The organism is Halorubrum sp. Eb13 (assembly GCF_002252895.1).
Classification (GTDB): domain Archaea; phylum Halobacteriota; class Halobacteria; order Halobacteriales; family Haloferacaceae; genus Halorubrum.
The window spans coordinates 25,590-36,829 of the sequence record NZ_NHPE01000067.1 but is presented as its reverse complement, the minus strand read 5'-3'; the positions used below and the strand labels follow the sequence as shown (position 1 = coordinate 36,829).

Sequence of the window (11,240 nt, the reverse complement as noted above, 5' to 3'; positions counted from 1 at the left end):
TTTGAGAGGGTGCCCATGTCAGTGTGGCGCGGCTTCCTTCATGAGTCAGCGACCATCTGCGATCCGGGCTCGCACGGTGCCATCGATGCCACATTCTTCGATCGGGAAACGGCATCGAGACACTACCAACACCGCTCTGATCGCCACATAAGCACGCTCAAAACGACGGCACTCGTCGATACAGACTTGTGTGCCATCCTCGATCTTCACTGCTCGGCACACTGGCCTCACGACACCCAGACTGGCCGTCGAGTCGCCCTTCGTAACACCGAGAAAATCGAAAGTCTCGCCGGCGACAAGGGCTATGACGACCAATCTCTCCGGGACGCCCTCCGATCAGAGGGCGTCCGGCCCCTGCTGCGTCATCGGTTGTTCGCTGCTTGTACGATCGCGCGCACAACGCACGGTTGGACAGCGAGCTATACGGCCAGCGCTGGATGGCCGAGACCGCCTTTTCGGCTATCAAGCGTCGGTTCGGCCCCGCTGTCCACCCTCGCGCGTGGTACCGCGAGTTCCGCGAGCTCGTGGTGACCGCCACAGTCTACAACCTCGAACAGGCACTCAAACAGTGATCCCCACGCCGTCATCGGATTCAACAAAGCAGAACAGAGAGGATTTCGAACAACCTCCGGGAGCGGTCTCTCCGCCATTCAATGAGACAGTATCCGAAACACCGACGTGGTGAACGCGAATCCTCGGAGGGTTCGTCGTTGTGCCTGTCGGTCAAGCAACCCGAAGATAACTCCGAGTCCGGCGACGCGTCAGCAACTCCCTGCTGGCACAAACAACAGATGGAATCAACGGCGTCGAGGATAGGAGTATCGGCGGTTTGGCACCGCCAGTCAGCCACCGAACACGACGACTGGGTTAGATGTGAACTCCCGTAAAGCGGCGGAGTCATGGTTGCGAACCTGAAACTCCCACCGCTCGGGATTCCTCAGCCTTCAGGCGGAGGAGGATGTCAATTCAATAGAGCTAAAATTCTTGAGACGGCCTGAATCAACGTCTGTCAACTAGATGGCGACAGAGAGTTGAGGACGTACATCTGCAACCACCAGTACACCTCGAAATCAGAAGTCGGGCCGGTGGCATGGTCTGTGCGCTTCACGTGGGACGACCGCAACTGGTCAGAGAGACCACACTCCATCAATAGGGCACACCCCAACCAAGAGCGTACTAACCGGAGTACAGGCGGCGGAAAACTTGCCTCGGTGGAACGGCATAGCTAATATCCTTCACCGGAAGACCTCCACGGTCTCAACTGTGGGAGGGCGTCAATCCGGCTATAGAGAGGATGAATTAGCCGTCTACCGGCCCAAACAACCGGTAGCACGAGCGTAGCGTTATTGTTCTATAAACTTCAACTCACAGAGAGAATGCCCGAGGTTTTCACGCAACGACACCCGACAATTGGCGTGGTGGGGCCAGCGTCGGTCGAAACGACGCTCCAAGACGCGCAGGATTCGCTCGACGTGGCTGTTTCAATAGCACCTGCCGGACGTGACGCTCCCGGCTCAGTCGAGGAGTTCGATTGCGTGGTTGCCGCGGTAACGCCTGAGTCGGGCAGCGTCGACCGGACAGACGCCGATACAGCCGCGTCACTGACCGAGGTCAGCAACTGGACGGTCCGGAACGCCGCCCGTGACTCCGCCCCACCGGTGGTGTACGTCGCCCCTACGGAGGCATCGATCGCCGAAGCGCTTGAGGCCGGTGTGACGGAGTATCTGCCGTGGGAACTGCTCGCGCAATCGCCGACGACAGTGCTCAAGCGGGCGGTTACCGCGACGGAGGAACGGCCGACTGCCGACTATCGGACCATCTACGACAACGTCTCTGAGCCACTGACGCTTCATGACCCCCGGACGGGAGAGTTGATCCACGCGAATCGGCGGCTCTGTGAGTTGCTGAAGTATGACCGAGCGGAGCTCATTTCGATGCAGGTTGGCGATTACACTGCGAGTATCGACGGGTACGATCAGGCCGCTGCTATGGAGATTATCACCTCCGCGACGGAGAGCGGAACCGTCGGTCCAATTGAATGGCCGCTTGAGACGGCCGACGGCGAACACGTCTGGGTCGAAGCGACGCTGACGACAGTCACGATAGACGATCAGGAACTGGTGTTGGCGACCGCCACGGACGTGACCGACCGTCGACGGCAGCGCCGTCAGTTCCGCGAGATCTCGACTCATATCGATGAGGTCGTTTATTTGGCACGTGCGGATCTCTCGGAGGTTCTTTTTATCAACGAGGCCTACGCGGATTTGTTCGACCAACCGGTCGAACGCCTGTATGACGACCCGATGGCCGTTCTCGACGCCGTTCATCCGGACGACCGCGAGGCGTACCACTCGGACCTCGTCGCCATGAGCGAACACATCCGCGGGGAGGAGTCGGGGCCGTACACGTTCAGTCACCGACTCCGCGTGGACGGTGAGACACGTTGGGTTGAGGTACGCGGCTATCCGAGCCGCGGCCCGGGCGGTGCCGTTGACCGAATCGTGGGGGTCATTCGGGATGTCACCGATGCGCGACGCCGTGAGCGCGAGTACGAGCAGATATTCAACGGGGTTACCACTGCGATCGCAGTCCACGACCCCGACACGGGTGAAATGGTCGATGTGAACGACAGTTACGTCGAACTGTTCGGATACGACTACGACACGATTCTTCAACAAGGAATCAACGACCTCAGTGTCCCCGAAGAGGGGTACACTGATGAGCGCGCGAGACGGCTCATCACCGATGTCGGCGAAGACGAGGAGGATGAAACAGTCGAGTGGCGAATTGAGACTGCCGAGGGCGACCACCGTCTCATCGAAGCGAACCTCACAGTCGCGACTGTAGGCGGCCAGCGACGTGTCCTCTCGTTGATGCGCGATATTACAGAACAGAAACGTCGCGAGCGGGAGTACGAGCAGATCTTCAATGGAGTCAACGACGCTATCGCTATCTTCGACCCGCAGACAATCTCCTTTACCAGTGTCAACGATTCGTATCACGAGCTTGTAGGGTGCGACGATCTCGAGCGCATTCGCGAACTCGGTATCGAGGGTCTCAGCGCGACTGGGGACGGGTACACAGCGGAGCGCGGCAAAGAACTAATTCAGACTGTCGCCGGTTCGGGGGAACCGAAGACCATCGAGTGGAAGGTCGCCCCGCCGGACGAGGAGCAGTCATGGATCGAGGTCACGTTAGCGACGGCCGAGATCGGTGGTGAACAGCGAGTTCTGTCGATCCAGCGTGATATCACGGAGCGGAAGCGTCGCGAACGAGAGTTCGAACAGGTCTTCAACGGTGTGACGGACGTAATTGGAATCTACGACCCGCAGACCGCGGAGCTACTCGATGTCAACGACACCATGTGTGAGCTCCTCGGATATGACCGTGACACGATCATCGATATGGACCCAGAAGAGGTGACTGCGACGGCACTCGGATTCGACGCGGACACGATCGGAGAGGTCGTCCGCGACGTGGCCAAATCCGGTGACCCGGTGAGGGACATCGAGTGGGCGTTGCGGACCGCCAGCGGCGATGTCGTATGGCTTGAGGTCAACGCGACCTTAACAGAGATTGGCGGCGAGCAGCGTGTGGTCACTATCGCTCGGGACGTCACTGGACGGCGCGACCGCGAAGAACGCGTTCAAGTGCTAAACCGTGTACTGAGACACAATGTGCGGAATGATATGGACGCGGTCTTGGGATACACGGCTACAATTGCGGAGGCGGCGGAAGATGAGGTCGTCCGAGAATACGCCGAAAGCGTTCACGACATCGCGAACAGTCTCTTGGAACTGAGCGGTAAGGCGCGTGCCGCCAGTCAGATGCTTCAGGACAACGACCAACCGGAAAATCGCAGAGTCGGAACAGTACTGGAGTCTGTCGTCGCCGACCTCCGTGAGTCTCACGACGAAGCGACGATTCAACTGTACTCCGCGGAGGCTCCCGCACCAGCTGATACAGCTGTCTTTCGGCTGGTCTTAAGCGAGCTCGTCGAGAACGCCGTCGAACACGGTGGCGACTCCCCGGACGTCGAAATTGAGACGACGCCGTCTACGGCTAATGATGAGACGCGAATCACGGTGCGTGACGACGGACCCGGCATCCCTGACCGCGTGCTCACTCCGTTCCGAGCCGACGGTGAATCGCCGTTCCAGCACAATCACGGGATCGGCCTCTGGCTTGTCAACTGGGGTGTTCGGCAACTCGGTGGCGGTATCGAGTTCGAGCGGCCCACCGATGGCGGAACTGCCGTTCACCTTTCTTTGCCAAACGTGCTGCGCTGACGGCTGTGAATGAAGCAGCACGCCCGGTTCCGAACAGGCTCGTTCTGCTTTGTTGAAATTCTCAGCAGGTGACACGTTCCACTACGATCACAGTTAGTACAACCTACGATGTCACCACCCTTTTTTCACTCTCTCGCAGTTGGGTGAATGCTTCTGCTAGGGTCGCAAGGATGAGTAGCGAAAACGGGAGTCCGACAATACCTGACAGCAGGATTCCTATTGCTTGCCCGGCAATGGCACCGACCACTAACGATGTAATCGCTGTTAACACACCTGAGATGAGCCCAATCCCAGCGACAACTACTAATAATAATCCAAACAGTCGCAGCCAATGGCCGCGCGTTAGCTGCCAGCTATCTCGAAACCCGGCGATGAAGTTCTTGTCCTCTACCGCAACATACACGATCATGAAGATGAACGCGACGTACGCGATGATCCCGGGAATAACAAAGAGCACTGATCCGACGAACATGAGAACCCCGTATATGAGCCCACCAACGAGTGAGTTTAGCAGGACCGGCACAATATTTCGCGTGTAGTACTCTGACGGAATTGTCCGTGTATGACCGCCGACAAACGTTCGAATCGTGACAACCGTGAGCCATTGAAGCCCGAGCAACATGAGGATGGCTGCGCTCACGGAAACGGCAAGCGGGGCGTCGATTGACGGGAGAGCTACGTTCTCTGTCGGCGTACCTGACTGCTCAAGCCCCGTGACGACAGCGCTATAAAACGGGATCTGCCACGCAGCCCCGATAATCAAATATGCGACCATCAACAGCAAGCCGTTACGATTCGCGACACGACTGATTCCGCCAGCAAGCGATGAACCAATGTTGAGTGTCACGCTAGATACATCTCGTGTCGACCTGATACATTGTACTGACGCGTTTCACTCTCTGAAACTCGGCGTTTCACGGAGGTGTGTTGGAACTTTATCACTACATCAAATAGACTCACATGGAAATATCAGAAGCACAAGCAATCCACGGGCCACACGGAGGGAAGCCCCCTGACACGGCACCGCCATTCTCAGCATCAGCTCAATATAAAACCATGAGTTGACGGCTACGTGAACGAGTCAGTTGCCATGACTACTGGTGATCTCGAAGCGTGCCCCTAGTGTCTGATCTGATTAGCTAAGTAGCCACCCAGCGGTTTGCGGGTACGTGCTTCTGAGCCTGAGACGCGAGTAGCCGATTTATCATCGGCGTATGCCATGGGCCCCGTATGAGCAGTCCTGATTGGGCGGGGCAAAGACTGTCGAGACGCAGTCTGCTTGGTTCGTGTATTGCTGCCGGAACTGCCGCTCTCGCAGGATGTACGTCCGGATCTCTCGAGGCTGAAACCACGGTCACCAGAGAGTATGACGGAACCGACGTCTCAGAAATCAACGTCCAAGGCGTAAACGGTGACATTACGATTCGTGATGCGCAGCGTGAGACGATCCAGCTCGACGGCAAAAAACGGGCAGCAAGCGAGGAAGATCTTGACCGCATCACGCTACAAGCCGACCAATCCGACGGCCGCCTGTCGCTCACTGTTGACACGGAAGGTAGCAGCTTCCTTCCCTTCGGTTCGTCCCCACTACAGATGAATCTGACACTGACCGTTCCTGAAGGATTACACCTTACTGCTGAGGCGACGAACGGTGATGTCGATATAGAAACTAGCGAAGCTGAGAGCGTCACCGCCGATACGACAAACGGCGATATCACACTTTTAGCATCTGCGCCTGTTGAAATCCGAACCGACACGACAAACGGTGATATCTCAATTACCCTGCCAGCAACTGCGGAGCCAGCAATATCGTTTGACACAACCAATGGCGACACCATAATCAACAGATTCCAAGCGGATTCAACTGAGTCTGGGGCAGCGGTCGACCGGATGGTTGGAAACGGTACGCACCGTGTTACAGCAACTAGTATGAACGGTAATATTACTATCCGCGGTAGGGAGGTAAACTGATGATCAGATGGTTCCAATCAAAGGACTTCGCAGTTCAGCTCATGATCCTCGCAGCAGTCTTTGACCCGCTAGGATTTGCTAGCGGGTATTTGATAGCGCCCTCGTTTGAGATCGCTCCGCTCTATGGCGGAATCGCCGGCCTAATCGCCGGGAGTTTCGTACTGTCTCTTCATGTGCTGTACACATCCATGACTCGATAAATAACCTCTCTAAAGGGCTGAACTGCCCGTGGGGAACTTGTGAAGCGCTGAGGTCCACGCGTTCAAATCCGTGTTGTTTCCTAAAGGCACTCTATCAAACCATTTCACCGCCAGAGACACTCCGAACGGGTTTAATCTAAAACCACATCGATAGCAATACGCCTTCCAACGATGAATCGACACATGCGTTCGTCATCCGACTCCGTTACGCGACGGCGAGCCCTCGCAATCGGTGCTAGTGCCGCCGTAGCGTCCACCGCCGGCTGCTCGACAGTACTTAATGCGATCGGCAACCGAGTCTTCAAAGAGGTCAACCTCCTCAACCAGCTGAATCAGGAGGTCAGCGGGTCGATCGAAGTCGTAGACCCCGATGGAGAGACGGTCCTCGATACACCGTTCGACGTTCCCTCTACCGAGTCAGACGGTGAGAGTAATATCGTCGCCTACGCCGACGTATGGACCACCACCGGCGAGTATCAAGTTGACTTGGAGCTCGCGGATACCGTGATAGCAGGGACTTCACAGCTGAATCAGCGATTTTCGATTACTAATACTGAAGAGGAAATCGTCGCCATCTCTATCGGCTCGAGCGACCAAAGTGAACCGATCGCGCTTCGAGTCGGAGAGTCGTTCTCGGATCTCGGTCAGACAAACGAGACCAGCTAACCGGGGCAAAACAGTTTCGCGAGTATGCATTCGACAGCGGGTTCCTAGTCCGTGTCAGCAACAAACAACACAAAGCGCCCGGCTGCGTGTACCAACACTGTTATCGGGAGTCCGATAGCGGCTGCTAGCACGGTAACTGAGAGTATTGTTGGAACGTTACCCACTGAAACCGCTAGTCCGAGCATTGTGAGGAGTCCGCCGACGAACGTTCCCGCCGCGACCGTCTCTATCGTTCGGATGCTATCATATGCTAACGTCTGCGTACTGCGGTCTCCGACGAACGGGATCCCCCGACGATCTACCTCTAAGTATGCGTAACTGAGTAGTACGACTGCCAAACCGAGTAGCAAGACAGTACAGAGGAGAACGATGGCGGTTCCGCCAGCGAGTATCGACCCTTCTCCGCCGATCGCTGCTAATGACCCGAAGGCCAAAAGCGGGACAGCAAGTGCTGCGAGCGCCATCACCACTACGGAAATCCCGGCCCAGACGTAGAGCCCGTTCCGTGAAAGCCACGTGTACGCCCGATCCGAGTAAGTGTCAGAGTGTGACGTAGCTCGGTCAACCTTGGAGCTAGGCCCGCCCGTTGAGGCGTCGTCTGTCATACCGGCTGATCGGTCGTCTCCCGTATACTTCCTGTTCCGTGTCTCGGGCGGAGAAACACAGGTGAACTACCCCTGCCTACTCACCGCCTTCGGCGGCTCCTTGAGGCAGGGGCTTCCTGTTTCTACGACGCGCTTTGTAGACACAACCGCGGTGTCCGCAGGGAGCGCAGTCTCCACAGGCGTTCCTTTGGAGTGGCCCACTCCTAGTTTGGTGAGTCCGCGAGAAAGAATGTTCCACGCTGCGTTTGCGTCTCTGTCCGCCTTGAAACCACAGGCAGGACAGGAGTGTTCACGCACCGACAGCGGCTTGTCGGTTTCGACACCACACTGAGCGCACTCTTTGGAGGTTCCTTCGGGTTCAACTTCCACGAAGTGCGTGCCTTCACGCTCACACTTCGTTTCGAGCATATCGGTGAAGATATTCCACGCCGCTGACGCCGTATTGCGGCTGTTTCGCGGTGATTCGAGCATCCCTTTGACATCGAGGTCTTCGACGGCCACCAGTTCGTACTCCCGAGCGTAGTAGTTCGAGAGTTTGTGTAGGAAATCACGCCGTTTGCGCTTGATTTTCTGGTGACACGCAGCGACACGCTGACGTTGGTTCTTCCAGTTGTTCGACTCGTACTCTTTGCGTGAGAGGTTCCGTTGCTCCCGTTCGAGTCTGTCGCGTTCTTCCGAGAGGTCGAGCGATTCGACTGCCGTTCCGTCAGTGTCGTGGGCATACTTCAGGATGCCCACGTCGACCCCGACCATCTCGTCAGTGCCAACATCCTCCAACGGTGGCTTGGCCGGCGGGTCTGTGTCCATCTCGATACCGAAGATAGCGAACCACTCGCCGGTTTTCTCCTGTTTGAGCGTGACTTCCTTGATCGTGGCTTCGTCAGGCAGCGATCGGTGGTGTTCGATGGGGATATCCGCGAGTTTCGACAGAGACAACACGGTCTGACCACCCTTCTTGTCGAGTTCGAAGCCAGACTGGTTGTAGGTGAAACTGCGAAACTCCCGAGGCGACTTCCACCGAAGTTCACCGACGGTGTAGCCCTGTTCTTTGAGCTTCCCGAGAGCGGTGATATTCTTGGCAATCCGCATGACTGTGGGCTGAAGTACTTTCGAATACACGTCGGTGAGTGCATCCCACCAGTCTTTGAGGTCGGGAAGTTCGTCACGAATCTTCCGCACACGCTGTTTAACGGTGCCCTCGTGTTCGGGGGTCTGGTTGAACCGGTACAGGGCGTGGTTGTAGAGTTGTCGACAGGTATCGCGGTGGTAGTCCAACGTTTCTCGCTGCCGCTCGGTTGGCTTGAGGCGATACCTGTAGTTGTAGTTCATTCCACGCACTTCGAGAGAGGCGTGACAGACGTATCAACCCTGGCCGTCCGGAGTGAAAGTAGTCGCCCCGTGGGCCTGTGCCCCGGCAACAAGCACGTGTCTGAGAGACGATGACGGCGGTGTATCCTCTCCCTACTGCGCTGCTTGTCCGCTTGGGCGGACTGCGCTGCTCGTTGAGGAAGGGGGATTACCGCCTGTATTCAGCTAAAATCAGTGTCTCTGTGAAGCTTCCAACGGTATTGTCGCCGTGGTCACTGTGTCAGTCCTGTATCGCTCGCGTCGTAGCGACGAATGCGACAGTTTTCGTCGAGATCGAACTCGACTGACCCGTCAGCGAGACGGACTACAACCTGTGCGGCGGTCGGCACCGCGTCACCGGTACGCACGTTGCTTACCTCCGTAAGACTGTGCGGTCCGATCTGCGCATCACGCGGACGCAGGCCGTGTGTCGCGTACAGTGCCTCAACGGCGTGATGCCCCAGGACCGTCTGTGCGATCGGGATCGGATACGACAGCCAGCAGGTGTCACATGCCGCGGTGGCATACGGTACGTCTTGGTGGAGATACGTCTCTGGAACGGAGTCACGGGGGAGCGACAACCCCGCTGATCCCCAACAGTGCGGGCAAACCCCGTTACGCAAGAGCCGGATATCACACGCGTGGTTTCGGAGCGTGACATCGATAACTGCGTCGAGTGACCGGTTTTCAGTTGCTCGCGGCGGCGTCGGGTACGCCACAGCGGCGCCGTGGTCCGGACAGCCGATATATAGGTAGTGCTCTCGGTACGCGGCGACGAGATTCCGATCGCAGTGGGGACACCCATACTCCGTCTCCTGCTCTTCGATTTCGTACCGTTTGTCGCCATTTTGTGTCTTATAACTCCCCGCCCGAATTGCGGCGACGATTTCCAAGGCGGCTATTCGGGGACGGTACCGCCCGTCCACCTTCTGAATGAAGCCGTCTTGAAGCTCAGACAGGTGGTAACTGAATCGGCTTGTGTCCTCGACGCCCACTTGCTCTCGTAACTCGGAGAACGTTGGCCACCCGGACGACCACGCTTCGTCGTACCGATCTGCGAGAGTTAGCAGGATTCGGACCCGAGTCTCGTCGGTCAACGCTGCATACGCCGACTCACTTGCCTCACGCTCACCCGTCATTGGTGTATGATAGTGCTGTTGTTTCCGGTCGGGTATTTGATTTGTTACTGAACCAACTTAATGGTCGTCCAGATAACACTTACCACCCAGTCACCCGTTCCGTCATCTATGGTCGATTTGCCCTCCACGCTAGAAGCGACCGTTCCGAATCAACTTAATGATGAGACTGGTGTCGCCAGTGCGGTGGCGTTTCTCGCCTTCACGATACCGATCACTGTCGTGTTGAACTTGGCTGCCTCACTCGCCGCTGTCTCAGCCGTCGGTTCCGATGCCGGAGCGACGCTCATATTTATCGCTGGAAGCATCGCGACCGAACTTTCATTCCTGCTCGTTGGTATCGGGTACGTTTCATTTCGCTCGTCGTTCCAAGTCCCGATTCACGTTCCAGACCGAGACGGCGTTCCTGCTCTTGTCGGCGGACTGGGGCTGAGTTTCGCGACCGCGTTCCTCTCGCTTGTAAGCACTGACGCGGTTCTTCCGAGCGTCGAACTCTCTCCTGGATTCATGCAGTACACAAATCTCGCAGCACCGACGGGTGTCGGCCTCGTCATCGCGGCAGTCCTGTCGCTTGCGTTGATCGGTCCTGTCGAGGAGTTCTTTTTCCGGGGCGTCATCCAGCAGCGACTCCGTGCGTCGTTCTCGGCTAGAACCGCGATCGGTACGGCCAGCCTCGTGTTTGCGCTGTTTCACGTCTACCCGGTCCTCCTTCTGTCGCCGCCGATTGCCGCAGTTGCCCATATGACGCTTTATTACTCCGTGATGGGAGGGATATTCGGGTGGGTGTTCGAACGGACCAGTACCTTCGTCGCCCCTGCGCTCGTTCACGGTGTTTTTAATGCCGTGATCTTTGTCGCGCCCCTACTCACCTAAGATCCAGTGGATTCGCGTTTCGGGGATTGAAACACTGCTCTGGGATTAACATTCGAAAGGGTACACCGTTGAGGTAGCCGCCGGTCGGAGGCGGTATTCAAATAAGTATCCGACTGATGAGCATATCCCATCGCCGTGGCATAGTCTGGTGGG

The 11,240-nt window shown here is 57.1% G+C and carries 10 protein-coding genes and 1 pseudogene; 7 read left to right on the top strand and 4 right to left on the bottom strand.

Features of this window, described 5'->3' with window-relative positions; translation table 11 throughout:
- Positions 1-15: 15 nt before the first annotated feature.
- From DJ75_RS19370 to DJ75_RS07900, 3 genes and pseudogenes are all read left to right on the top strand, one after another.
- Positions 16-357: pseudogene (locus DJ75_RS19370) on the top strand (transposase); the annotation flags it as partial.
- Positions 358-380: 23 nt separating this feature from the next.
- Complete coding sequence (locus DJ75_RS19040) at positions 381-572, top strand: transposase (protein ID WP_343124406.1); 192 nt, start codon at positions 381-383, stop codon at positions 570-572.
- An 804-nt stretch (positions 573-1,376) separates the two neighbouring features.
- Positions 1,377-4,289: a PAS domain S-box protein gene (locus DJ75_RS07900; protein WP_094523955.1), complete on the top strand. Its 2,913-nt coding sequence runs from the start codon at positions 1,377-1,379 to the stop codon at positions 4,287-4,289.
- Positions 4,290-4,392: 103 nt separating this feature from the next.
- Here DJ75_RS07900 and DJ75_RS07895 read toward each other — a convergent pair whose 3' ends face one another.
- Complete coding sequence (locus DJ75_RS07895) at positions 4,393-5,136, bottom strand: hypothetical protein (RefSeq protein WP_241881403.1); 744 nt, start codon at positions 5,134-5,136, stop codon at positions 4,393-4,395.
- A 383-nt stretch (positions 5,137-5,519) separates the two neighbouring features.
- Here DJ75_RS07895 and DJ75_RS07890 point away from each other — a divergent pair, with 383 nt between their 5' ends.
- The 3 genes from DJ75_RS07890 (at position 5,520) to DJ75_RS07880 (ending at position 7,126) form a co-directional block, all read left to right on the top strand.
- Complete coding sequence (locus DJ75_RS07890) at positions 5,520-6,260, top strand: DUF4097 family beta strand repeat-containing protein (RefSeq protein WP_094523953.1); 741 nt, start codon at positions 5,520-5,522, stop codon at positions 6,258-6,260.
- Positions 6,260-6,460 carry a hypothetical protein gene (locus DJ75_RS07885; protein WP_094523952.1) on the top strand — a complete coding sequence of 67 codons (201 nt, stop codon included), beginning with the start codon at positions 6,260-6,262 and terminating at the stop codon, positions 6,458-6,460. Before DJ75_RS07890 ends, DJ75_RS07885 begins: the two co-directional genes overlap by 1 nt.
- 183 nt (positions 6,461-6,643) lie before the next feature.
- On the top strand, positions 6,644-7,126 hold the full coding sequence (locus tag DJ75_RS07880) for a hypothetical protein (protein ID WP_241881405.1): 483 nt from the start codon (positions 6,644-6,646) through the stop codon (positions 7,124-7,126).
- A 44-nt stretch (positions 7,127-7,170) separates the two neighbouring features.
- On the opposite strand, the gene DJ75_RS18155 is transcribed toward DJ75_RS07880, so the two are convergent.
- From DJ75_RS18155 to DJ75_RS07870, 3 genes are all read right to left on the bottom strand, one after another.
- Positions 7,171-7,731: a hypothetical protein gene (locus DJ75_RS18155; protein WP_141211996.1), complete on the bottom strand. Its 561-nt coding sequence runs from the start codon at positions 7,729-7,731 to the stop codon at positions 7,171-7,173.
- A gap of 66 nt (positions 7,732-7,797) precedes the next feature.
- Positions 7,798-9,060, bottom strand: coding sequence for an RNA-guided endonuclease TnpB family protein (locus tag DJ75_RS07875; protein WP_094523950.1), 1,263 nt, complete (start codon positions 9,058-9,060; stop codon positions 7,798-7,800).
- Between the two features lie 251 nt (positions 9,061-9,311).
- Positions 9,312-10,073: an ArsR family transcriptional regulator gene (locus DJ75_RS07870; protein WP_254921663.1), complete on the bottom strand. Its 762-nt coding sequence runs from the start codon at positions 10,071-10,073 to the stop codon at positions 9,312-9,314.
- Positions 10,074-10,325: 252 nt separating this feature from the next.
- Here DJ75_RS07870 and DJ75_RS07865 point away from each other — a divergent pair, with 252 nt between their 5' ends.
- Positions 10,326-11,087, top strand: coding sequence for a CPBP family intramembrane glutamic endopeptidase (locus DJ75_RS07865; RefSeq protein ID WP_094523948.1), 762 nt, complete (start codon positions 10,326-10,328; stop codon positions 11,085-11,087).
- Positions 11,088-11,240 lie beyond the last annotated feature (153 nt).

What these genes read in the sequence shown, in the direction of transcription:
- DJ75_RS07900 (WP_094523955.1), top strand. Translation starts at nt 1,377, where the DNA reads ATGCCCGAGGTTTTCACGCAACGACACCCGACAATTGGCGTGGTGGGG.
- DJ75_RS07890 (WP_094523953.1), top strand. Translation starts at nt 5,520, where the DNA reads ATGAGCAGTCCTGATTGGGCGGGGCAAAGACTGTCGAGACGCAGTCTG.
- DJ75_RS07885 (WP_094523952.1), top strand. Translation starts at nt 6,260, where the DNA reads ATGATCAGATGGTTCCAATCAAAGGACTTCGCAGTTCAGCTCATGATC.
- DJ75_RS07880 (WP_241881405.1), top strand. Translation starts at nt 6,644, where the DNA reads ATGCGTTCGTCATCCGACTCCGTTACGCGACGGCGAGCCCTCGCAATC.
- DJ75_RS18155 (WP_141211996.1), bottom strand. Translation starts at nt 7,731, where the DNA reads ATGACAGACGACGCCTCAACGGGCGGGCCTAGCTCCAAGGTTGACCGA.
- DJ75_RS07875 (WP_094523950.1), bottom strand. Translation starts at nt 9,060, where the DNA reads ATGAACTACAACTACAGGTATCGCCTCAAGCCAACCGAGCGGCAGCGA.
- DJ75_RS07865 (WP_094523948.1), top strand. Translation starts at nt 10,326, where the DNA reads ATGGTCGATTTGCCCTCCACGCTAGAAGCGACCGTTCCGAATCAACTT.